Here is a 23,194-nt window from a genome sequence, read left to right as displayed (position 1 = left end):
GGCATTTATGCCGACCGCTAGTCTCACAGCATAATCGTCAACAAATACCCGGCAAACAGCGCCAGATGCGCGGCACCGTTCAACACGTTGGTGCGGCCCGTTGAGAACGAGATGTGGCACAGGATCAGCACGGCGCTCATGATCACCATCTGCGGTGGCTCAAGGCCGAACACCAATTGCTGGTCGGTCAGGGTAGCGATGATGGTCACTGCAGGCACCGTCAACGAAATGGTCGCCAGCACCGAACCGAAGAACAGATTCATAGCACGCTGCACCTGATTCATCAGTACCGCTTTGATTGCACCTAAACCTTCCGGTGACAGGATCAACAGCGCCACCAGGAAGCCGGTGAACTGCGCCGGGGCGTTCAGTTCTGTCAGCAGACTTTCCAGCGGATTGGCGTTCATCTTGGTCACGCTAATCACCGCAATCAGATGCACGATCAGCCATGCGGTGTGCCACAACGAGCTGTGCGCAGAAGGCTTACCGTGGTGCGGATCGTCGCCATCATCTTCATGCTCATAAACGAACAGGCTTTGGTGGGTTTTGGTTTGAATCAGCAGGAACACGCCGTACATGGCCGCAGAAATCGCCGCGATGATCAGCGCCTGCGTAGTCGTGAAGTTACCGCCAGGTAACGCATTGGGGAACACCAGCACCAGAATCGCCAGCGGGAAAATGGCGATCATGTACTGTTTTACGCCCGCCAGATTAACGTACTGCGTGGCAAACTTGCGTCCGCCCAGCAGCAGGGCAAAGCCGACTAAACCGGCGGTCACAATCATGATGATCGAGTAGAGCGTGTCGCGCATTAGCGCGGGCGCGGCATCACCGGTGGCCATCAGCGCGGAGATCAGACTCACTTCAAGTATGACGACGGAAAGACTGAGAATCAGCGAGCCATAAGGTTCGCCTAAACGGTGTGCCAGCACGTCGGCGTGACGCACCACGCTGAAGGCGCTAAACAGAATGGCAACTAATGCCAACAGGTTGATGCCGATAACCGGCAGAAGCGCTGTCTGGTTGCCGAAGAAGCTCAGCACCGCCAGCGCAGCAACGGGGAAAATCAGTGAGTACTCGGTATGGCGGGTTTTCTCATGTCCAGGCATTTACCATCCTCTCCGGAAAAAGTACAAAGCAGGCAATCATTGCCTGATAAATATAATGAGTTTTCTGACGTAACGCAGTGTAACTTTTCATCAGCTGTGCTGCTGTGACTTTACGCGATTTTACCAAAAGCGTTTATTATGCATAACACGGCAAAAGAGTGTGTTATCGCTGGATTAACGCCTTTATTCATTATGTTGCACGAGTCACTCACCTAATTAAAGATGAGATTGGTCTGGTTAATCGTCGTATAGGGTGAAGTTTATAGAGGTTTAAACCTGTTTTACGCCATCTGCCCGTGAAAGTACCAGTTTGCGTTTTGACCCAGATGATCCAGACTTAAACCTTGGGTATGAAACCGGAGGAAATATGCCTTATTCATCAAACAAAGAGCTGCCAGACAGCGTGCGTCATGTCCTGCCGGCTCACGCGCAAACCATCTATCAAAAGGCCTTTAACAGCGCCTGGGACCAATACAAAGATCCCGACGACCGGCGTGGCGATGAGTCGCGCGAAGAGGTGGCACACAAAGTCGCCTGGGCAGCAGTCAAGCACGAGTACTCAAAAGGTGACGATGACAAGTGGCACCCTAAAAACTAGTTTGTTTTGCGGGCCGGTGCGGCCCGCCTCGCACTTTTCCCTTCGCCATTCAAGTTCCTCACCAGGCAGCCGATGCTATTTACACAGAATTTCCCTTTTGTGATCGGGGTCAATCTTGAATGTTTTGTTAAAAATGAATTAATGTCTTCTCTTAAGACGATGCAATGAGCGTCGCCTGTAGACATCAGTTTTGAGGAACCACACCGGCAAGATGTCAGCGTAGTAGAGGAGACCACAGTGTTAACGCGGGAATTTTTGTTAAAAGCAGATTGTAAAACATCGTTTGGCGATATTGATGAAGCGTTGTTCTGGAGCTGTGAAAAGCGTGCGGCATCGCTGTCCGCGACGCTGGCCTGTCGTCCTGACCAAAGCCCGGTGTGGATTTTTGGCTACGGCTCGCTGATGTGGAATCCCATTTTTGAAGCGGCCGAAGTGGCGCCGGGTCGTTTAGAGGGCTGGCACCGTGCGTTTTGCCTGCGTCTGATTGCCGGTCGCGGCACCGTAACCGCGCCTGGCCGTATGCTGGCGCTGAAAGAGGGCGGTTCCACCAGCGGACTGGCGTTCCGTTTACCGGAATCGCGTTTGCATGATGAGCTGGAGCTGCTGTGGAAGCGTGAAATGATCACCGGCTGCTATCTGCCAACCTGGTGTGAACTGGAGCTGGAGGATGGACGCAACGTCACCGCGCTGGTGTTTATCATGGATCCGCGTCATCCGCTGTATGAAACCGATTCCTGCCGCAGCACCATTGCGCCGTTGATTGCCCAGGCCAGCGGTCCGCTCGGCACCAACGCACAATACCTCTACGCGCTGGAGCAGGAGCTAGGCAAACGTGGCATGCAGGAAGCGGCATTGACGCGCCTGGCAGCAGATGTCAGAGCGCTGCAGAGTCATTCGGCAGCGCGCTGATACAGATTACTGCGCCGGATTAATCAGCCAGGTTCCCGGCTTATCGATGGTCAGCGATTGGCTATGCACCTGGTTGCCGTTACGCACCTCAATGCGATAGTTCCCCGCCGCCAGATTCAGTGAAGCGAATCCGCTGGAGGAGGGCTTCACATCGCGGGCTTCGCCATTCAGCATCACATTCTCACCCGCCTGCAAACGCAGATAAACCGTCGCCACCGTCGGTGCGCTGCTCGCTACACTGTTGCCTGCTGCGGCAGGCGCAGCGGGCGCAGTGCTGGCGGCGACCGGTGGTGCTTCGCTGTGATGATTCGCTTTCCAAACCACCACCACAACCGCCAGCACCGCAATCGCAGCGGCCACCACTAAACCTGGCGACAAACGACGCACGTTGCGCGGCGTCAAAGGTTCAACGGAGGCAGCAGCATGATTGACGGCCAACACTTGCGGTTCCGGCGTTGCAACACTCGGCTCCACCGGCACAACCGGCTCAGCCACGAGCGGAATAGTGGTGGAGAGCGCTTCGACATCGCTGACCGGCAGATCGATCAAGCTGGCAAAGGCATCAATGCTTTGCGGACGATCTGCTGGCTTCATGGCTAACGCGCAGTCAATGGCGTGCAGCAGCGGCAGCGAATAGCCTTCCGGCTTGCGCTCCACCAGCGGCTGATAGTTATCCTCAATGCAGCGCACCACGCTCACCGGCGGTGCATGGCCGGTGATCAGGTTGTGCAGCACTGCGCCTAGCGCATAGATATCGGTCCACGGACCTTGCTCTATTTCGCCTTCTTCGCTGTACTGCTCAATCGGCGCAAAGCCGGGCTTCAGCATGATCTCGGTTTCATCCGAGAGGTTGCCGATCTCTTTGCGCGCCGAGCCAAAATCAAGCAGCACCGGCAGCTGGTTTTCCTGAATCTGGATGTTATCCAGCGAGATATCGCGATGCAGATAACCGGCGGCGTGGATAGTATCAATGGCGCCAAACAGCGGCGGTAGCAGACGACGGATCCAGTTCTCGTCAATGCTGTCCGGACTGGTGATCTGCCACTCTTTCAGCGTCATGCCGCTGTAATAAAGCGTGCCCATGTAGGCGGTGCCGTTCTCTTCCCAGAAGCGCAACACGTGTAGCAAGCCGGGATGATTGAAGCGTGCCAGCAGGCGCGCCTCCTGAATAAAGCTATTACGACCGGCGGTAAACAGCTTATGGAAACGCTCTCCGCGCAGTTCCAGCGACATATCCGCCGCACGCACCGCCAACGAGACGGGCATGTACTCTTTGATCGCGATGGTGCGTTCCAGCTGATGGTCCCAGGCACGATAAACAATGCCGAAGCCGCCGCCGCCAATCACTTCCTTGATTTCAAATTCATTAAACCGGTAGCCCGCAGGGAGGGCGTTAGGTGTATGGTTTTCGTTTGCCGACATAGTGAACTCTCTGAACACGTCCTGTAGCGCCCCGTCATCACGATGACGGCAGGCAACGACCGCTAATTAATTAATGTTACGCCAGGCACCAATCGCCGGATCGGCGAGATCCGCATGCAGGGTGTCAATCAGTAACACAGTCACTTTTTGCTGTGGCATAAATTGCGGCGACCAAACGCCGCGTAACGTCTCAACCCGCTTTTTCAGCACATCGCTGCCCTGATCGGCGGTTTTGTCCATCTTGACCAGAAGTGTGCCGCTAAAACGCCACACATGCTGTTGTGCATCAAACGGCAGCACTAACCAGCTATCATCGGCATCCGGACGCGTAACAATCATGCGCTGGTTATTCACCGAGACCACTTCCAGCGGCGGACCGCTCATTTTCAAATCTGCAATCGGGTAGCCCTGATAGAAGTTCAGCGCCAGATTATGTGTTTTGCCAGCGCTCATCAGCGTCATTTCGCTCGGGCCTTCCAGCCAGCCTTCGGTGGAGCAGTGCTGATTCGGGTTATCCGGGATAAACAGCGATTCGCCTTTGTCATCCCACCAGGTACGGAAATGGCAGCCGCCCGGCAAGGCAAAGTGCTGCAGCGGCGTGCTATCCGCCGGGCGTGACAAATCGAGCGGCGCGGCGTTGCTGGTGGTGGCGCTGGCGGTGGCATCGTTCAGCACGATCGGGCGCCAGTTCTGTAATTTGGCTGCGCTGCCGTTAGCCAGCACGCTGCCCTCTTTATTGGTCATCTGCCATGGCAGTTCATCCAGCAGGCCGCACTGATTCGCCAGCAGCGTACCGACGCGCGGCAGGAAGCTGGTCAGGATGCTGGAGTCGGTGCTTTTGCCCGAAACGATGCGCAGCGGCAGCGTCTCTTTGCACCAGTCGTTGGGCGCTTTGCTCGCCACGTCATCAATGTAGACTTCTAATGACAGGCTCGGGGAATACACCACGCGATAATCTTCTGCCTGCGCATTTACGGCCAGCAACAGGGTTGCGAAGCCCGTCAACCACACTTTCATAAGCATCCTTGGATCAATAACGTGACGGCAGAAAACGTGCCGCATCAGCCTGGGAATAAAGCAGCGTCGCTTCCTGCGGTTCGCCAATCCAGACGGCCAGAGCGCTGAGATTGTCGCTTTTAACACTGCGGTTAACGGCTTGTTCCATCAAAGTCAGCCACTCTTCGCAGGCATTCACCATGCGCAGGGCCAGTTCCATTTCGTGGGTGGTGAGATTGAGCCAGAATCCATCGCTGCAAACCAGAAACGCATCGCCATCGGCCAGCGTAATCACCTCGCTAAAAGTGGCCGGACGGGCAGGCTCAACACCGAGCGCATTATAGAGTAAATTACTGTTAATGCCGGTATTTTCATAGCCCGCCTCGCGTAACTGCTGGGCCAGACTGTGGTCACGCGTCACCTGATTTAGCACCCCATGACGGAAGTGATAAACCCGGCTGTCGCCAGCGTGCGCCCACCATGCGCGCTGTTTTTCGCGGTCGATAAACAGCGCGGCGAGCGTGGTGCTCATACGTGAAAAATTCGGATTGTTTCCCTGTGCCTCAATCAGCACCTGCTGGCAGTGTTCGATGGCGGCGCGCGTGCTTTCAGGGGTGAACGTCGCACTGTGCTGCAGCTGCGTTAGCAGCGTATCGCGCACCAGTTGCGCGGCGATATCACCGCCAGGCAAACCGGCGACGCCGTCACACACCAGAAAACAGGCTTTGTGATCGTCCAGCTCGGCGCCGGTACGATCCTGATTTTCGTCGCGCATGCCTTGCTGGCAGCGGCTGGCAAACATCATCTTCATGCGTCTTCGGTCCGCGTTTGAGAATCTTTGTATTGATTCACTTCCATATCATAGGCATGCAGGAAGGCTTCGCCGAACAGCGTATGGAAGTCATCCTCAATTTCGCCAGCGGTACGTTGATAGTGGCGTGAGAAGTAATCCCACAGCGCCGCTTTGCGTCCGGTGCTGAACGCCATTTTGGGCAGCACGCCATCTTTGCGTGCTTCTTCTTCTAAGCGCTGCGGGTTAAACGATTGCAGCATGGCGGCAATAATGGCGCGGATACCGGCAATCATGCCGAGCTGATGCGCCTGCAAATCCACCAGCGCATCGCGCACCGCCGGTTCCGGCGGCATAAAGCCCGGCATCTGGCTTTGATACATCTGCATCAATACGGTTTTACCGGACGGCAGAATCTTGAACGGGTTATTCGCCTCATTGAGGATCATCGTCATGTCGGCTTTCACGCCGCGCTTGAGGATCGAGCGCGAGGAGAGCAGGGCGACGGTACCTTGCGAAAACAGGCTCAGCATGCGACCGGTTACGCGCATCTGCTCTTCGGTGATGGTGGTTTGATGGCCGTTGTTGAGCCCCATCCCTTCCAGCAGCGCGGCAATCAGTTTGTCCTGAGAGACGCCCGGCAACGTGGCGGGCAGCGTCGGCGCATCGCTTTGCGGATCAATCGCCAGACGCGGATCGTTGCGGCGCTCCTGACGCGCAACCGGCTCGGGAATCACCTCGGACTCCTGCATCATACCGAGCGGGTCGTCGCTGCTGTCGGCAAAGAACGCCAGCGGATCGTCCTGGCGGGCTTTCAGGTTGTTAGGATCGCGTACTTCGAGCCCATACTCACCGATTTGCAGCGTGTCGCCATCCTGCAACGCCACTTGCGAGCCGCGTTGCAACGCGACGCCGTTCAATACCACCGACGTGACGCTGCCCTGATTGGTCAGGCGGCACTCGCCCTCCGGCGAAAGATGCACCAGCGCCTGCAGACGCGATATGGCGCGCGATTCGTCAGGCAGCACCAGATCGTTATCCTGACTGCGGCCGATGGTGCCGCCGGGCGGTTTAAAGGCTACCGTCTTGGCGGGCACATCCGTATTGCACTGCACAATGGTAAATTGCATGAGTCATCCCGTTAACAAGGCAAACGCCACGGCCTATTCAAACATCGGTGGATAGAGGCCGTTGCGGCCCGGCTGTGCACCAGACGCCGGGTTAAACAATAATGAAAAAAGTTGCGCAGTCAGCGGGCCACTGTGTTTATGGGTGGCATGGCTAAAACCGTCACTGCGATTACTCCACCAGTAGCTCATGTGCTGCTGCGGATCGAATCTGTCAGCCACTTCACGCCAGCTCAGCGTGCAGGGTAAATCATCAAAACCAATCACATCCATGATGTCGCTGCGCTGCGTATCCGGCACCAGCAGCGGTGACAGGCGCTGCATCTGCTGCTCCAGCGCATCGGGATTGAGCCGATCGCGCACCGCGTGCAGCAGCAACGCGCCCAGTTCCTGGAACCAGTCACCGGACATCGCCAGCTGCGCGCTGTGCCAGTGGCTCAGCGGGAAGCTGCGCAGCGCCAATAGCGGCCAGCTGCGGCCCACGCGATCGCAAGACGGCAGCAGGCAGCCCATCTGCACCTGCTGACGCAGCGGCGAAAGCGGTAACACAAAATTCCACACCGGCGCACGTAAAAACTGTGCGGTGCTGGCATCGGCTTGCTGATGCCAGTGCAGTAATCCTTGCTGAAACCAGTGGCTCCACGGCGTCACGGTATTTTCGCTCAGACGCTGGCGCAAAAAATCGCCGGTGGCCGGTAACTTGCCGTACCAGCCCGGCGCAGTGTGTGTCGGCATGATTACCTCACCATTACTCACTGTGTCTGGTCAATCGCTGCGAAACAACGTGCGGCGCAATCGCCAGCGTGTTGCTGCTGTCACCGGCATTTTTCAGATTCTCCGCAAGCTTGCGCATCATCAACGCATTGTCACGTGCATACGGCGAAGACTGAATTTGCTGATCCAGCAGCTGGCTCAGATGCCAGTCGAGCTGCTGCAAATCGCGCGCGCTGACATCATCCGGCAGCGTGCGCTGCAGGTTTTGCATCAGCCAGCCACGCAGGAACTCGCCGTCATAATTGCGCGGCTGATAGAGCATCTGATAGGCCCGCAACGCATTGCGACTGTACTCGTTATCGGTGCCAGGATCGTCACGCAGCAAATTGGTGATCTGCTGCGCCACGCGCGGCAGCAGTAAAGACTTAAGCGCATTTTGATAAAGCGCCCACGCCGCATCGCTGACCTGGTTGCCGCGATACAGCCCAACGCGCATGGTAAGCGGTGGATTGTCGAGGGAAAAACGCTCGGAGAGCGGCAGTTTCACCAGGTTATTTAAGAAGGGTAGCAGATCAAAAATATTATCGGCGGGCTGATGGATCACCTGCTGACTCTGGGTGGTGATCGGCGCGAGGCGTTCGGCAACCTGGTCCAGATAACGCTGATTCTGAATATAGCTGGTGAGCCACAAACAGGAGAGCAGCAGCAGCGCGCCGGTCAGCACGCCATAACCGATCCAGTGGAACAGGCGGTTGCGGTATTCCCAATGGCGATTGCTGCCCGCCAGGCCGCTTTCGCGGAACACTAAATCGCTCAGTAAATCGCGGATAAAGAAACTCTGTCCTTTGTTGCCGGGGATCGGACTGCTGCGATCGACGCTATTCCACGCCGCGAGGCTGCTTTCGCCGGTATGCGGCAGCTGCAGCTTGCGGTTCAGCTCGCCCATGATGCGGTCAAACGGTAAACCTTCCTGCGTGCCGCTGGTGAAGAACAGGCCGCGCGCCGACCAGGCGATCGGCTCCTGATGGCTGGAAAACACCACATCGAGATACTCATTCAGCAGCGGACGCAGCGAACTGAACTCTTGCGGGAACAGGAAGCTGTCGGCGCGCTGGGTGAGATCGCGCTCGCCGGCCATGACGTCGGCCAACTGCTGCTGTAAACGCTGCTCTAAGTGCTGATATTGCTGGCTGAAGCTGCGGTGCCAGTCGTCTTTGTGCGGTTTGCCCGGTTCCCACGGGAAAGTGAAGCCCCAAATCGCATCGCGCTGCGGCTTGCTGAGCGTGCCGTAAAAACTCATAAACCCTTTCAGCAGGTCGGTTTTGGTCACCATCACATACACCGGGAAGTGAATGCCGGTGTGCTGATGCAGCTCCGCCATGCGTTCACGTAGCGCGCTGGCCTGTGCATGGCGCGCTTCGGCTGAATCGGTCAGCAGATCGGAGACGCTGATGGTCATGATCACGCCGTTGATCGGCTGACGGGTGCGATAGCGCTTTAGCAGATTGATAAAACTGTGCCACTCCGCGCCATCGCGCGCGCGTTGGCTCTCCTGCAACGCGTAACGTCCGGCGGTATCGATCAGCACTGCGCTGTCAGTGAACCACCAATCGCAGTGGCGCGTGCCGCCCACGCCGCGAATTGCCGCTTTGCCGAGGCTGTCAGTGAGCGGGAATTGCAGGCCAGCGTTGAGTAGCGCGGTAGTTTTACCGGCGCCCGGAGCGCCAATCATCACGTACCACGGCAGCTGATAAAGGTAGTGACTTTGAAAACGTGCCAGCCAGCTCTGCTGATGACGACGACCAAACTGGGTGCGCTTTAAACGCAGCGCTGCTTCACTGAAGCGCTGCGCCAGCAGGGTTTCGGTGGCCTGGCGATCGGATAACTCTTCCTGGCTCATCTGCTGCAGACGGTTGAGCAACTTGCTATTAAACCAGCCGCGCCACAGTGCAGGAATAAACTGGAACAGCAGCCAGAGCAGATAGAGCAGACCCACCGCGAACTGGCGCGGCAATACCGGCTCGAGCGGGCGCGTATCGCCCCAGCTCCACAGCGGTCCGAGCATCCACAGCACGCAGCTCAATGCCGTGACGCCTATCAGGCTCCACAGCAGGCGATGGGTTAACAGATGTTGCAGTGATGCGCGCATCATTGGCCTCCCTGATGATTGCCGAGGGTTTCCGGTGTCACAAACAGGGTGATTTCCACCCGACGATTGCGGGCGCGGTTTTCATTACTGTCGTTCGGCAGCAGCGGATTGCTGTCGCCGCGACCTTCCGCTTTCACGCTGTGACCTTCCGCGAGCTGCGGATTAAGCAGCTGCATGATGGCGCGTGCGCGCGCAGAGGAGAATTCGTAGCTGGAGGCGAAACGGCCATCGACCGGGCTGTTATCGGTATACACCGACACCAAAACCGTGCCTTTAACGGTTTTCATTGCGCTGGCGACATGCGCCAGCAGCGCCCGTCCCACCTGATTCACCACCGTGCCGTCGCTGGAGAACAGTTTGTCAGCGGGGATGATCACTTTGCTGCCGAACGCGCCGTCGCTCACTTCCAGCTGTCCGGCGGCAATCACATCATTCAGACGTTGATGCAGATCAAGCAGCGCTTGAGGGGAAGTAGGGCGACGTCCTGGCGTGATTTGTGGCAGCGGGGTTTGATAGATGGTGCGCAGCAGCGGTTCGGCGGCGTTGCCGAGTCGCCAGTTCAGTCCGCTGTAAATCAGGCTCGCCACCAGCGTGGCCAGGGTAACGCAGGCCCAAAGCGGCACCATCGGACGCGTCAGGGTGCTGACCAGCGGATGCACTTCCACCAGCGGCACCGCCGGATTGGCGCTTGCCGGGCGATGTTCCGTAATGAGTTGTGCCAGGCGTTTACGGATGGCTTCACACTGCGCGCGGCCGCTGTCACTGCCGCGATAACGGCCTTCATAACCAAGCAGCAGGCAATAGTGGATCAGTTCCAGCAGCCACAGATGCTGCTGCGGGCTTTGCGATACGCGCGACAACAGCTGGAACACTTTCTCACCGCCCCAGCTTTCATTGTGAAAGGTGACCAGCATGCCGTTGCCGGACCACACGCCGCGCGTGCCCCACGGCGTTTGCGCTGCGGCTTCATCCAGTACGCTGCACAGGCAGTAGCGCGCGCCGATAATCATCTCAAAAGGCAAGCCCGCTTGTTTACAGCGTTGTTCGAATTGGCGGATCTCTTCGATCAGTAACTGGCGCAATCCGGCAGGATCGTCATGTGTCGCGGCCTGCCGTATACGTACCACGGCATTCAGGATGGGTGCTGCGGCATTAAGCAAGAGGTTATCATTGCCCGCGACAATGCCATCGCGAGCAAGGGAATCCTGAGTCATTAAATCTTGGTTATCCAGGCAAGGGCGAAAATCACAGCCCGCAGAGCAAGCGCTTCTGCGGGCATTGTGCGCCGGATTGCATTATCAGTCTAAAATCCAGGTCGCGGTATCGTTAGTGCGACAAGCCTTGCTGGCGCCGCCAACGGCCACACAAACCTGTTTGCTGTTGCGGCGGGGGCGCGGACGATCGCTTCGAATGGTCGCGTCGTAACGGCTGCTCTCCACGCCCGCTTTCGGCGGAATATAGCCAATTAACTGGCCGTTAGGCTCATCAGCCACTGCCAGCCAGCTGTGTTCAACACGGCCGAGCACTTCAAACGGTTTGGCGTTATCAAGATAGCGCACTACTTTGCCACCATAATCAGGCGTGGTCATTACCGAGGCAGCATACAGCGCGCGATAACTCTCATTGACCGGCGTGAATTCGCCAGGTGCTGCCACCGCATGACGATGGACCAGTTGGACGCCATTCACTTCACTGGTTACCAGCGTGTCATCTGTAACGGGTGGCGGTGGCGCTTTGCAAGCAGCCAGACTTAATACCGCCAGCAACACAAGCACGAGACTCTTATTCACCATGATCCTCAAATTCCATCAGATTAGCTGCAGAGTAATCTGCGGCACGGGCCGTTAAGGCAGGCAGATTAAGCAGCGAGAAAGCCATCAAAAAAACAGACAGATTACAGAAAGATAGTGCTGAACTAAGTCTACCTAAGACTTTTGAGAATTCAAACCATTGCACCATGAGAAATCCCGTGCTAGCGGGCGAAAAAGCAGCGCAGGCCGATGATATAAAACACATAGTCACGGTGATAGATAAGCTGAGTTAATTTATTCGCTGCTGTTAGCGGTGCAAGGCTGCGCAACGGCATTTGGTCGCGGTTAGTACCAAATGAAAATGGTAAATAAGATTAATCTATTTATGTGGGATAAAAAAGATTCCTTTGCGAAACAATTTTCTCAATTTCGGAATTTCCGGGCCCTATTCTGCCACGTTTAAACGCAGCACGGCATGGCTTTTGCTTGACCCTCTGTTTACACCGCTAAACCGCTGGAGAAAGCAATGAATCGGGCTTTGAACTATCTACGTGCTAGCCGCGCCAGCGAGATTGCGAGCCTGCAACGGTTGCTGCGGACCGGCGAACAGATTACCGCCATCAGTGAATTGATCCATGTGCTGCAGCGTGAACGTGGAGCCAGCAATATCTGGCTGTGCTCGGCTGGTCGACTGTTTGGTGAAGAGCTAGCACAGCGCGCTGCGGAGGTAGAACTGCGCGAACAGCGTGCAATGGCGGTGCTGCCGGAAGCAGAGGCGCAGCCCGGCTATAGCCGATTTTGCATGCTGATCGCGACTGCGCTTCAGGCGCTGGACAGTCTGCCGGCGCTGCGTCAGCAAGTACACAGCCGCACCGTGACGCAGGCGCAGGCGATGGATGCGTTTAATCACATCATCTGCACCTTACTCAATCTGGTATTTGAAGCGGCGGATACCGCCAGTGAGCCGGACATCTCGCGTGCGTTAATCGCGCTATTTAGCTTTATGCAAGGCAAAGAGCTGGCCGGACAGGAGCGCGCCACCGGTTCGGCGGGATTCGCTGCCGGTGAATTTACCGAGACGCAACGGCAGCGCATTCAGGTGTTGATCGCTGCGCAGGAGCAAAGCTTTGCGACTTTCAGCCAATTTTCTGATGCGGAAAATCTACAACGCTGGCAGGCGATAGCCGATGCCGGCAGCCAAATTGAGCGGCTAAGACGCATCGCCTGCACCGGCGCACAGTGCGGTGAAAATGGCGTGTTGCAGTGGTTTAGTCTGCTCAGTTCGCGTCTCGATCAGATGAAACAGATTGAAGATACGCTGTGCGCCACGCTGATGAATCGCTGTCAGTGTGCGATTGCGGCTGCCCAGCACAGTGAATCTCCGCCGATAGCCATCGGAGAAGAGGCCAGTTTCTCGCTTTATATCGCGGGTGCCAGCTGGCTGTCAGGCGTTGAAACCACGCTGGACAGCAATGGCCTCGCGCCCCAGCTCGGGCGTTCGGTGCTGGCGTTGATCCGTGAGCAGTCGCAGCGTCTGCAGACGCAGGCCGATGAACTCGCCTCGATGCGCGCGTCACTGGATGAACGCAAAATTATCGATCAGGCGAAAAGCTGGTTGATGCAGCAGCACGGTTTCAGCGAGCAGGATGCGTGGCAGGCGCTGCGTAAGAGCGCCATGAACCAGAACAAACGGGTGCTGGAAATAGCCCTGGCGGTGCTGGCGGTTGCCGCCACGCTCAAGGCATAACTCGAAGGAGGTAGCTGCACAAACCCTGTGCGTAGAGTGCGTCAGCGCAGTGCAAAAACGACGCATCATCAGCGCATTTATAGCGCCAGCCTTGATAAAACGGCCTGATATTTTTGGCACAGGCTTTGCAATACCTTACAGACATTGCGCATTTGTTTCGCCAACGGCGGTGAAGCGAGTGCTTTGGATAAAGGCGTCCGGCCCCATGTTTTTGCGACATGCGGGAGGACGCCTTTTTTTATTCTTTTTTTCAGGATGCGCATGATGAGCAAAACGCGGTTCACATTGTCACGACGTCAATTTCTCCTGGGTAGCGCGGCGGTCGGTGGCAGCTATCTACTGCCGGGATTACGCAATGCGGTATGGGCTGCCGGTTCCGATGCGCCCGAAAAGAGCAACATTCGCGTCGGCTTTATTCCGCTCACCGACTGCGCGCCGGTGGTGATGGCGTCAGTAAAAGGCTTCGATAAAAAATTCGGTCTGACGCTGCAACCGAGTAAAGAAGCCAGCTGGGCGGCGGTGCGCGACAAGCTCACCGCTGGCGAATTGGATGCCGCGCACGCGTTGTACGGCATGATTTATGGTCTGCAGTTGGGCATTGCCGGGCCTCAGCATGAGATGGCTAACCTGATGACGCTCAACAACAACGGGCAGGCCATCACCCTGGCGAATCAGCTTAAAGATCAGAAAGTTACTGATGCGGCCAGCCTGCAAAAATTAATCGCCAGCCAAGCCAAAGGCAGCTTTACCTTCGCGCATACCTTCCCAACCAGTACACACGCCATGTGGCTCTATTACTGGCTGGCCAACGCCGGTATCGACCCGTTTGAGGATGTGCGCACCGTGGTGGTCCCGCCACCGCAAATGGTGATGAACATGAAGATGGGCAACATGAGTGGCTTCTGCGTTGGCGAGCCGTGGAACCAGCGTGCTATCAGCGACAACATCGGTTTTACCGCCACCACCACACAGCAAATTTGGCCGGATCATCCGGAAAAAATTCTCGCCACGCGCGCCGCCTGGGTGCAAGAGAACCCCAATACCGCCCGTGCGCTGACCGCCGCAGTGCTGGAAGCCGCGCGCTGGATCGATGCCTCCGACGCTAACCGCAAAGAGACCGCGCAGGTGCTGGCCGGACGCGCGTGGATCAACACCAAAGTGGAAACGCTGGAAGGGCGCATGCTCGGTCAGTACGAAAATGGCCTCGGTCAGCGCTGGCAGGACGCGCACGGTATGCGCTTCTTCCGCGACGGTGAAGTGAGCTTCCCGTGGATTTCCGACGGCATGTGGTTCCTGACGCAGATGAAGCGCTGGGGCATGGTGCAAACCGCGCCTGATTATGCAGCAGTGGCGCGTCAGATCAACCGTATTGATATCTACAAACAGGCCGCCAGCGCGGTGGGCGGCATTAGCGTCCCAGCCGGCGAGATGCGCAGCAGCACACTGTTCGACGGCAAAGTATGGGACGGCAGCAATCCCGCCGCTTATGCCGACAGTTTTGCCCTTAAACGCCGTTAAGTGAGGTCATGATGAAATCTGAAGCACGCTCGCTCAATACCGCGCCGATCGCCGCGCCACCGGCGCAGGTGATTGCACTCAAGGTAACGCCCGCACCGCGTCGGGGTCAACGCTGGGTCCGTCCCCTGCTGCAGCGGCTAATCCCCGCCAGTTGCGGCCTGATTCTGCTGCTGTTTGTCTGGCAACTGGCTTCAATGTCCAGTAAAGGCTTCCCCACGCCATATGCCACCTGGCAAGCCGCCGTCACGCTGTTTGCCGATCCGTTTTACAACAACGGGCCCAACGATCAGGGCATCGGCTGGAACGTGGTCGCCTCGCTGCAGCGGGTGGCAATCGGCTTTGGTCTGGCGGCGCTGGTGGGCGTTCCCGCCGGATTCCTGATTGGCCGTTTTACCTTTATCGCGCACATGCTCAACCCGATCATCGCGTTGCTGCGTCCGGTCAGTCCACTTGCCTGGTTGCCGATTGGCCTGCTGCTGTTCCAGCGCGCTGAACCGGCATCAAGCTGGACCATTTTCATCTGCTCCATCTGGCCGATGGTGATCAACACCGCCGAAGGCGTACAGCGAATTCCGCAGGATTATCTCAATGTGGCGCGCGTGCTGCGGCTCAATGAGTGGACAGTGATGCGCCGCATTCTGTTCCCGGCGGTGCTGCCTGCAGTGTTAACCGGTATGCGTTTATCGATGGGCATCGCATGGCTGGTGATTGTCGCTGCGGAAATGCTAACCGGTGGGCTCGGTATCGGTTTCTGGATTTGGAACGAGTGGAACAACCTCAATGTGGAAAACATCCTGATTGCCATCGTGGTGATTGGCGTGGTCGGTTTACTGCTCGAACAGGCGCTGATGTTACTGGCACGCCGCTTTAGCTGGGAAAAATAAGGAGCCGATGATGAATCCAATTATTCGCGTACAGCAGGTCAGCCAGCGCTTCAATACCGCAGGCGGCGAGTTCCTCGCCCTCGATAACGTCAGTTTTGATATCCACGAAGGTGAAACCCTCAGCCTGATTGGTCACTCCGGCTGCGGAAAGTCCACGCTTCTCAATTTGATAGCCGGGCTGACGCAGCCGAGTAGCGGCGTGTTGCTGTGTGACAACCGCGAAATCAGCGGTCCCGGTCCGGAGCGTGCGGTGGTGTTCCAGAACCATTCGTTGCTGCCGTGGCTGACCGCCTACCAAAACGTGGAGCTGGCGGTGCAGCAAGTGTTCAAAGGAAAAATGAGCAAAAGCGAGATGAGCGAGTGGATCGAACACAACCTCAATCGCGTGCAGATGAGTCACGCGCTGCATAAGCGTCCGTCGGAGATCTCCGGCGGCATGAAGCAGCGTGTCGGGATTGCGCGTGCGCTGGCCATGCAGCCGCGAGTGCTGCTGCTGGATGAACCGTTCGGTGCGCTTGATGCGCTAACGCGCGCCCATCTGCAAGACAGCGTGATGCGCATCCAGCAGGAGCTCAATACCACCATTGTGCTGATTACGCACGATGTCGATGAGGCGGTGTTGCTGTCAGATCGCGTGCTGATGATGACCAACGGCCCCGCCGCGCAGGTCGGTGACATTCTCAACATCGACCTGCCGCGTCCACGTTCACGGGTAGCGCTGGCCGACGAGCCGCGCTATCACCAGCTGCGTCAGCGGATTCTGCATTTCCTGTATGAAAAGCAAACGGCTGTGGCGTAAGGGGACAACCATGTTGCAGCGACTGGTAGTGATCGGGAACGGCATGGCGGCGATGCGCATGGTGGAAATCTTGCTGCAACGTGCACCGGGTCGCTACGCCATCACGGTGATTGGCCGTGAGCCGCACGGCAATTACAACCGGGTGCTGCTGTCGCCGGTGCTGGCGGGCGAAAAAGCCTTTGCTGACACGGTGCTCCACGAACCCGAATGGTATGCGGCGCATCAGGTGCAGTTGCTGATGGGGGAAGAGGCGCTGCAGGTGGATATCCCTACGCGCACAGTACTAACCGACCAGCGCACCCTGCACTGGGACAAGCTGGTGTTCGCCTGCGGTTCGAGGCCGCGCATGCCGGATCTGCCCGGCATCCATCGCCCACAGGTGCAGGGTTTCCGCACGGTGCGAGACGTGGAGGCCATGCTCGCGCAGCAAGGTCCGGTGGTGGTGCTGGGCGGCGGATTGATTGGCGTGGAAGCCGCAGCGGCGCTGCGTCAGCGTGGACGTGACGTCACGCTGCTGCATCATCGTCCGTGGCTGCTTGATCGCCAGCTGGATGCCAAAGCGGGTGCGCTGTTGCAGCAGCATCTGGCACAGCGCGGTATTCGCTGTCGGCTCGGCGTCACTTTGCAGGCCATTGACGCCGAAAGCGTCACGCTCGGCGATGGGGCGGTTATCGCAGCGGAACAGGTGGTGATCGCCATCGGCGTGCTGCCGGAGATCGCGCTGGCGCAGGCGGCGGGCGTGCCTTGCCAGCGCGGCATTCTGGTTAACCGTCAACTGCAAACCGCGCTTCCGCATGTGTATGCGCTGGGTGAGTGCTGCGAAATCAGCGGCGAAACCTTTGGCTTGATTGCGCCTTGTCTGACGCAGGCCGCTGTGCTGGCAGCACAACTGGCGGGTGAACCCGTGGCCGACTTTCACTATCAGGAAAACGGTACGCGGCTGAAAGTCAGCGGCATTGAGATGTTCAGTGCGGGCGATATCAGCGAAGGCGACGCCATCAGCAGCTTTGACCCGCTGCACCAGCACTATCGCCGACTGTTTTTGCGCAATGGCGCACTGCGCGGCGTGCTGCTGTTTGGCGACAGCCAGGCGGCAGGCACGCTGCTACCACAACTTCAACAGGCCGCGCAGGTGGGCATTAACGCACTGTTCGGTCTTGACGACAACACAACGCAGCCAAGCGCTGCAGGAAGCCAGATGATGAGCAAACCTCTTCTCGCCGTGGTTGGACATGGCATGGTCAGCCACCATTTTCTCGAACAGCTGGTGAGTCGTGAACTGCATCAGCACTATCACATCGTGGTATACGGCGATGAGCCGCAGATGGCCTACGATCGCGTGCATCTTACCGAATACTTCAACGGTAAAAGCGCGGACGATTTGTCACTGGTCAGCGATAACTTCTTTCAGCAACACGGCGTCGAACTGCGCAGCGGTTGTGAAGTGGTGGCGATTGACAGTGCAAAACGCAGCCTGCGTGATGCCAGCGGCGCGGAATTGACCTGGGATAAACTGGTGCTGGCGACCGGCTCGGTGCCGTTTGTACCGCCGGTTCCCGGCCACGATCACGCGCGTTGTTTTGTATACCGCACACTGGCCGATCTGGATGCGATTGCTGACTGTGCCCGTAATGCGACGCGCGGGGTGGTGATTGGAGGCGGGCTGCTCGGACTGGAAGCCGCCAACGCATTGAAACAGCTCGGTCTGGAAACCCATGTGGTGGAGTTCGCGCCGCGTCTGATGGCGGTGCAATTGGATGACGGCGGCGCGCAGATGCTGCGCGGCAAAATCAGCGCGCTGGGCGTTCAAGTTCATACCAGCAAGCAAACTGAAGCGATTGAGAGTCTGCCGGATGGCAGCCTGCAGCTGCGTTTTGCCGATGGCAGCCTGCTGGCAACGGACCTGCTGGTATTTTCAGCGGGTATTCGTCCGCGTGATGCACTGGCGCGCGCCGCCGGTCTGCAACTGGGTGAACGCGGCGGCATTCTGATCAACGACGCTTGCGCCACCAGCGCCGCAGATGTCTATGCGATTGGTGAATGCGCGCTGTGGCAAGGGCAAATTTTCGGTTTGGTTGCGCCGGGATATCAAATGGCGCGCGTACTGGCGGCGCAGCTGGCGCAGGAAGAACTGGCGTTCAGCGGTGCCGACATGAGCACGAAACTGAAACTGCTCGGCGTGGAAGTGGCGTCATTTGGCGATGCGCACGGGCGCACCGCTGACAGCCAAAGTTATCAGTGGATCGATAATCCAAAGGGCATCTACAAAAAACTAGTGGTGTGCAAAGATCGCAAAACGCTGCTTGGCGGCGTGCTGGTGGGCGACAGCGCAGATTACGCCAGCCTGCTGCAGATGATGCTGAATCAGTTACCGTTACCAGAAGAGCCGGAAAGCCTGATTTTGCCCCAGTTAGCGGGTGCGCCGGCTAAAGCGCTGGGTGTCGCGGCGTTGCCAGACAGCGCGCAAATCTGCTCGTGCCATAACGTCAGCAAGGCGGACATTTGCGGGGCAGTGCAGGGCGGCTGCGGTGACATGGCGGCGATCAAAAGCTGCACCAAAGCGGCAACCGGCTGCGGTGGGTGTAGCGCATTAGTCAAACAGGTGATGGAGTTCCAGCTCGCCAGTCAGGGCGTGGAAGTGAAGAAGGATATCTGTGAACACTTTGCCTACTCGCGTCAAGAGCTGTATCACCTGATCCGCGTCGGCAACATCACCACCTTTGAGCAGCTATTGCAGCTCAACGGACGCGGACAGGGCTGTGAAGTGTGCAAGCCGCTGGTGGGATCATTGCTGGCATCATGCTGGAATGACTACTTACTGAAGCCCGAACATCTGCCGCTGCAGGATACCAACGATCGCTACTTCGCCAACATCCAGAAAGATGGCACCTATTCGGTGGTACCGCGTGTGCCAGCCGGTGAAATTACGCCGCAAGGGCTAATTGCGATTGGTGAAGTAGCCGCTCGTTACGATCTCTACACCAAAATCACCGGCGGTCAGCGCATCGATCTGTTCGGTGCGCGGCTCGATCAGTTACCGGATATCTGGGAACACTTAATCGCGGCGGGTTTTGAAACCGGTCACGCTTATGGCAAATCGCTGCGCACGGTAAAATCCTGCGTGGGGTCAACCTGGTGCCGTTACGGCGTGCAGGATTCTACCGCCTTCGCCATCGCATTAGAGAATCGCTACAAAGGGCTGCGCGCCCCGCACAAAATTAAAATGGCGGTTTCCGGCTGCACGCGTGAATGCGCTGAAGCGCAGAGCAAGGACATTGGCGTAATCGCCACGGAAAAAGGCTGGAACCTGTATGTCTGCGGCAACGGCGGGATGAAACCGCGTCATGCCGATTTGTTCGCCAGCGATCTCGATGATGAAACGCTGCTGCGCTACGTTGACCGCATCTTGATGTTCTATGTGCGCACCGCCGATCGTCTGCAGCGCACCAGCGTGTGGATGGATAACATGGAAGGCGGACTCGACTACCTGCGTCAGGTGGTGATCGAAGATTCACTCGGTATAGCCGTGCAACTGGAGCAGGAGATGCAGCGCGTGGTGGAGCGCTATCAGTGCGAATGGCACAGCACGCTGCAGGATCCTTCGCGTCGCGCCTTGTTTACCGCCACCGTCAACAGCGAGCAGCCTGACGAGACGCTCAACTATGTGCAGGTGCGCGGTCAGCGTCAGCCCGCGACGGCGGACAGCATTCCCGTTACCACGTTGCCGGCAGAACCCTGGAGTGCCATTTGCCTTGTCGACGCTATCCCGCCGTCTGCGGGCATGGGTGCGCGGTTAGGCGGTCAGCGTGTGGCCTTGTTCCGCTTGGGCGAGGCGATTTATGCGCTGGAAGATATTGAGCCCGGCACGCAAGCCAGCGTGCTGTCGCGTGGCATTCTCGGCGACGTAGCGGGCGAGCCGGTGGTGATATCACCGCTCTACAAGCAGCGCGTGCGGCTGCGCGACGGACAAAGTCTCGATAACGCCGAGCATCAGCTGCGCTGCTGGCCGGTGCGCGTGGAGGGCGGCAAAGTGTGGCTCGGGCATCAGCCGATTATTGCGCTGGCGGCGGCCTCATGAAAACCACCTGTCCGTACTGCGGCGTGGGCTGTGGCGTGGAGGTGAAAGCCCTCGATGCGCCGGTGAGCGGCGACCGCCAGCATCCGGCTAATTTCGGTCGGCTGTGCGTCAAAGGTTCAGCGCTGGGCGAGACCCTGATGCATGACGGTCGTTTGCTCTGGCCGCAGATTGATGGTCAGCGCGTCAGTATCGATGCCGCACTGGACCATGTGGCGGCGGGTTTCCGGCGCATCATCGATCAACATGGCCCGCAGGCGGTGGCCTTTTACGGCTCCGGTCAACTGCTAACGGAGGATTATTACACCGCCAATAAGCTGATGAAGGGCTTTATTGGCTCTGCCAACATCGATACCAATTCACGGCTGTGTATGGCTTCGGCGGTGGTGGGTTACAAACGCGCTTTCGGTGCCGATGCGGTGCCGTGCTGCTATGACGATCTTGAACAAGCCGATGTTGTGGTGTTAGTCGGCTCCAACGCGGCATGGGCGCATCCAGTGGCGTGGCAGCGGCTGGTGCAGGCCAAAGCCGAACGCCCTGAGATGCAGCTGGTGGTGATCGATCCGCGTCGTACTGCCAGCTGTGACCTTGCTGATGTTCATCTGGCGCTGCAACCGGGATCTGATAGCGCGCTGTTTGCCGGGCTGCTGAACTGGCTGGCGCACCATGAGGGTATCGATGCCAGTATGTTGCCGCATCTGGCCAATGTGGAAGCGACCTTAGCCGCCTGTGAGGCGTGGGATGTGGCGACGGTCGCCGCTGCCTGCCAGATGAGTGAGCATGACATTGTGGCATTTTGGCAGCTGTTCGCAGCGCAGCCGCGCGTGCTGACGCTGTGGTGCATGGGCATCAATCAGTCACAAACCGGCAGCGATAACAACAACGCCATCCTCAATGCGCATCTGCTCAGCGGCAAAATCGGCCGTGCGGGCTGCGGACCGTTTTCGCTGACCGGACAGCCCAACGCCATGGGCGGCCGTGAAGTGGGCGGCTTAGCCAATCAGCTGGCGGCGCACATGGGCTTTAGCGCAGCAGAGGTTGATCGTGTTGCGCGCTTTTGGCGGAGCGATCGTGTTGCGCAGCAGCCGGGACTGACGGCAGTTTATCTGTTCAATGCCATCGAACGCGGCGACGTCAAGGCAGTGTGGATCATGGGTACCAATCCTGCCGTTTCGATGCCGGAAGGTAACCGCGTGGCACACGCGCTGGCGAAATGCGAGCTGGTGGTGGTGTCGGAAGTCAGCGCCCACAGCGACACGGCACAATTTGCTGATGTGCTACTGCCGGCGCAGGCATGGGGCGAGAAAAACGGCACCGTGACCAATTCGGAGCGGCGTATCTCACGCCAGCGCAGTTTTATTGCGCCAGCCGGTGAGGCCAAAGCGGATTGGTGGCTGCTGGCGCAGGTGGCGCAGCGACTCGGTTTTGGCGCGGCCTTTGCCTGGCAGCATCCAGGCGAGATTTTCGCCGAGCATGCCGCGCTGTCTGGTTTTGAGAATCGCGGCACGCGCGCCTTTGATATCAGCGCGCTGGCAACCATCACGCGTGAGCAATATGACCAGTTAGCCCCGGTGCAGTGGCCGATCACTGCCGCGTCACCCAACGGCACCGCGCGGCTGTTTGCCGATCGCCGCTTTTACCATGCCGATGGAAAAGCGCGTCTGCTGCCGCCCGCGATACCGGTTAAAACCCTCATGACCACTGATTATCCGCTGCTGATGAATACCGGCCGCATCCGAGATCAGTGGCACACCATGACGCGCACCGGCAACGTGCCGCGACTGATGCAGCATTACGATGAACCCTTTGTCGCGCTAAATCCGCTGGATGCGGCGGCGTACGGCTTGAGCCACGGCGATGTGACGCGCGTGCAGTCGGCGCTGGGCTGGTGCAGCGGACGCGTCACCCTCGACAGCGGCCTGCAGCGTGGGCAAATCTTTGTGCCGATGCACTGGACAAGACAGTTCAGCGGGCAGGCCAACGTCGATGGATTAGTTGCGGCCAGCTGTTGTCCCGATTCCGCTCAGCCAGCGTTAAAACAAACGGCGGTGCGCTTGCAACTACTGCGTCCAGCGTGGCAAGGCTGGCTGTGGCTGCCGGACATCATCACGCCGCCTGCACTACTCTACTGGTCGCGAGCCCCACAGCCCGGCGTGCAGCGCTATGTGCTGGCGGGCAGCGCTCATGCTGGCGAATGGCTGATGCAACTGCCGGGCATGTCCGCATTGCAATGGCAGCAGGCGCAGGCGGGACAGCAATTGCACTGGCTTGGCTGGCGCGAGGGCAAGTTGGCATGCGCCTTTTATGCCGCGCCCTGGCTACCAGACATCGATCACCCATTTATCGCGCGGGCCTTCAGCCAGCCGCCCGATTTGCCGCAGCAGCGACATGCGCTGTTGGGCGGGCGACCGGCGCAGGGCGGCAGCCACGGACGTACCCTTTGCAGCTGCTTTGGCGTCGGTGAAGTGGCGATTCGCCGGGCCATCGCTGAGGGCTGTGATTCCCCGGCAGCGCTCGGCGCGGTGTTGAAATGCGGCACCAACTGTGGCTCCTGTATCCCGGAGCTTAAACAACTGCTCTCATCTCTGCGCGTGGCGCAGTAACGG

At 58.2% G+C, this 23,194-nt stretch carries 17 protein-coding genes; 8 read left to right on the top strand and 9 right to left on the bottom strand.

All coding sequences use genetic code 11. The annotated features are described in order from the left end of the window. Positions 1-23: 23 nt before the first annotated feature. Positions 24-1,109, bottom strand: coding sequence for a sodium-potassium/proton antiporter ChaA (gene chaA / locus PO881_RS11200; RefSeq protein ID WP_101764115.1), 1,086 nt, complete (start codon positions 1,107-1,109; stop codon positions 24-26). Positions 1,110-1,476: 367 nt separating this feature from the next. Between chaA and chaB the strand changes: the two genes are divergently transcribed. Beyond that, positions 1,477-1,707, top strand: a complete 231-nt coding sequence (gene chaB, locus PO881_RS11195; RefSeq protein ID WP_101764116.1) for a putative cation transport regulator ChaB — start codon at positions 1,477-1,479, stop codon at positions 1,705-1,707. A 237-nt stretch (positions 1,708-1,944) separates the two neighbouring features. Continuing rightward, complete coding sequence (locus tag PO881_RS11190; protein ID WP_168197458.1) at positions 1,945-2,616, top strand: gamma-glutamylcyclotransferase; 672 nt, start codon at positions 1,945-1,947, stop codon at positions 2,614-2,616. A 6-nt stretch (positions 2,617-2,622) separates the two neighbouring features. Here PO881_RS11190 and PO881_RS11185 read toward each other — a convergent pair whose 3' ends face one another. The 8 genes from PO881_RS11185 to PO881_RS11150 all read right to left on the bottom strand — a co-directional run bounded on the left by PO881_RS11185 (position 2,623) and on the right by PO881_RS11150 (position 11,604). Further along, complete coding sequence (locus PO881_RS11185; protein WP_277973706.1) at positions 2,623-4,038, bottom strand: serine/threonine-protein kinase; 1,416 nt, start codon at positions 4,036-4,038, stop codon at positions 2,623-2,625. Positions 4,039-4,104: 66 nt separating this feature from the next. Then, a complete protein-coding gene (locus PO881_RS11180) occupies positions 4,105-5,055 on the bottom strand; it encodes a hypothetical protein (RefSeq protein ID WP_110866342.1) in 951 nt (316 codons plus the stop codon). Positions 5,056-5,068: 13 nt separating this feature from the next. Then, on the bottom strand, positions 5,069-5,845 hold the full coding sequence (locus tag PO881_RS11175; RefSeq protein ID WP_137385968.1) for a protein phosphatase 2C domain-containing protein: 777 nt from the start codon (positions 5,843-5,845) through the stop codon (positions 5,069-5,071). Further along, a complete protein-coding gene (gene tagH, locus PO881_RS11170) occupies positions 5,842-6,954 on the bottom strand; it encodes a type VI secretion system-associated FHA domain protein TagH (protein ID WP_137385967.1) in 1,113 nt (370 codons plus the stop codon). Before tagH ends, PO881_RS11175 begins: the two co-directional genes overlap by 4 nt. A gap of 33 nt (positions 6,955-6,987) precedes the next feature. After that, positions 6,988-7,686, bottom strand: coding sequence for a type VI secretion system-associated protein TagF (tagF, locus tag PO881_RS11165; protein WP_110866339.1), 699 nt, complete (start codon positions 7,684-7,686; stop codon positions 6,988-6,990). Between the two features lie 13 nt (positions 7,687-7,699). Next, entirely contained in the window at positions 7,700-9,814 is a 2,115-nt protein-coding gene (tssM, locus tag PO881_RS11160; RefSeq protein WP_280172895.1) for a type VI secretion system membrane subunit TssM, read from the bottom strand. Then, positions 9,814-11,028 (bottom strand): type IVB secretion system protein IcmH/DotU, encoded by a 1,215-nt coding sequence (gene icmH, locus PO881_RS11155; RefSeq protein ID WP_101764124.1) that lies wholly within the window; start codon positions 11,026-11,028, stop codon positions 9,814-9,816. Before icmH ends, tssM begins: the two co-directional genes overlap by 1 nt. A gap of 84 nt (positions 11,029-11,112) precedes the next feature. After that, complete coding sequence (locus PO881_RS11150) at positions 11,113-11,604, bottom strand: hypothetical protein (RefSeq protein ID WP_101764607.1); 492 nt, start codon at positions 11,602-11,604, stop codon at positions 11,113-11,115. 487 nt (positions 11,605-12,091) lie between these two features. Between PO881_RS11150 and PO881_RS11145 the strand changes: the two genes are divergently transcribed. The 6 genes from PO881_RS11145 (at position 12,092) to PO881_RS11120 (ending at position 23,191) form a co-directional block, all read left to right on the top strand. Continuing rightward, complete coding sequence (locus PO881_RS11145; RefSeq protein ID WP_101764125.1) at positions 12,092-13,312, top strand: nitrate regulatory protein; 1,221 nt, start codon at positions 12,092-12,094, stop codon at positions 13,310-13,312. A 264-nt stretch (positions 13,313-13,576) separates the two neighbouring features. Beyond that, on the top strand, positions 13,577-14,830 hold the full coding sequence (locus PO881_RS11140) for a CmpA/NrtA family ABC transporter substrate-binding protein (protein ID WP_280172894.1): 1,254 nt from the start codon (positions 13,577-13,579) through the stop codon (positions 14,828-14,830). 11 nt (positions 14,831-14,841) lie between these two features. Further along, the gene (ntrB, locus tag PO881_RS11135; RefSeq protein ID WP_280172893.1) at positions 14,842-15,714 is read left to right on the top strand and encodes a nitrate ABC transporter permease; all 873 of its coding nucleotides are present in this window, start codon (positions 14,842-14,844) and stop codon (positions 15,712-15,714) included. 10 nt (positions 15,715-15,724) lie between these two features. Further along, positions 15,725-16,513: an ABC transporter ATP-binding protein gene (locus tag PO881_RS11130; RefSeq protein ID WP_217547516.1), complete on the top strand. Its 789-nt coding sequence runs from the start codon at positions 15,725-15,727 to the stop codon at positions 16,511-16,513. A 10-nt stretch (positions 16,514-16,523) separates the two neighbouring features. After that, positions 16,524-20,591, top strand: coding sequence for a nitrite reductase large subunit NirB (gene nirB / locus PO881_RS11125; RefSeq protein WP_280171777.1), 4,068 nt, complete (start codon positions 16,524-16,526; stop codon positions 20,589-20,591). After that, a complete protein-coding gene (locus PO881_RS11120) occupies positions 20,588-23,191 on the top strand; it encodes a nitrate reductase (RefSeq protein ID WP_277973701.1) in 2,604 nt (867 codons plus the stop codon). Before nirB ends, PO881_RS11120 begins: the two co-directional genes overlap by 4 nt. The last annotated feature ends 3 nt before the right edge of the window (positions 23,192-23,194 follow it).

The organism is Pantoea sp. SS70 (assembly GCF_029866845.1).
GTDB lineage: Bacteria > Pseudomonadota > Gammaproteobacteria > Enterobacterales > Enterobacteriaceae > Pantoea > Pantoea leporis.
This window is presented reverse-complemented; position numbering and strand designations above follow the sequence as displayed.

Coding starts and splice junctions, on each gene's coding strand:
- nirB (WP_280171777.1), top strand. CDS start 16,524: ATGTTGCAGCGACTGGTAGTGATCGGGAACGGCATGGCGGCGATGCGC.
- PO881_RS11140 (WP_280172894.1), top strand. CDS start 13,577: ATGAGCAAAACGCGGTTCACATTGTCACGACGTCAATTTCTCCTGGGT.
- tagH (WP_137385967.1), bottom strand. CDS start 6,954: ATGCAATTTACCATTGTGCAGTGCAATACGGATGTGCCCGCCAAGACG.
- chaB (WP_101764116.1), top strand. CDS start 1,477: ATGCCTTATTCATCAAACAAAGAGCTGCCAGACAGCGTGCGTCATGTC.
- PO881_RS11185 (WP_277973706.1), bottom strand. CDS start 4,038: ATGTCGGCAAACGAAAACCATACACCTAACGCCCTCCCTGCGGGCTAC.
- PO881_RS11175 (WP_137385968.1), bottom strand. CDS start 5,845: ATGAAGATGATGTTTGCCAGCCGCTGCCAGCAAGGCATGCGCGACGAA.
- ntrB (WP_280172893.1), top strand. CDS start 14,842: ATGAAATCTGAAGCACGCTCGCTCAATACCGCGCCGATCGCCGCGCCA.
- PO881_RS11145 (WP_101764125.1), top strand. CDS start 12,092: ATGAATCGGGCTTTGAACTATCTACGTGCTAGCCGCGCCAGCGAGATT.
- tagF (WP_110866339.1), bottom strand. CDS start 7,686: ATGCCGACACACACTGCGCCGGGCTGGTACGGCAAGTTACCGGCCACC.
- icmH (WP_101764124.1), bottom strand. CDS start 11,028: ATGACTCAGGATTCCCTTGCTCGCGATGGCATTGTCGCGGGCAATGAT.
- chaA (WP_101764115.1), bottom strand. CDS start 1,109: ATGCCTGGACATGAGAAAACCCGCCATACCGAGTACTCACTGATTTTC.
- PO881_RS11180 (WP_110866342.1), bottom strand. CDS start 5,055: ATGAAAGTGTGGTTGACGGGCTTCGCAACCCTGTTGCTGGCCGTAAAT.
- tssM (WP_280172895.1), bottom strand. CDS start 9,814: ATGCGCGCATCACTGCAACATCTGTTAACCCATCGCCTGCTGTGGAGC.
- PO881_RS11130 (WP_217547516.1), top strand. CDS start 15,725: ATGAATCCAATTATTCGCGTACAGCAGGTCAGCCAGCGCTTCAATACC.
- PO881_RS11120 (WP_277973701.1), top strand. CDS start 20,588: ATGAAAACCACCTGTCCGTACTGCGGCGTGGGCTGTGGCGTGGAGGTG.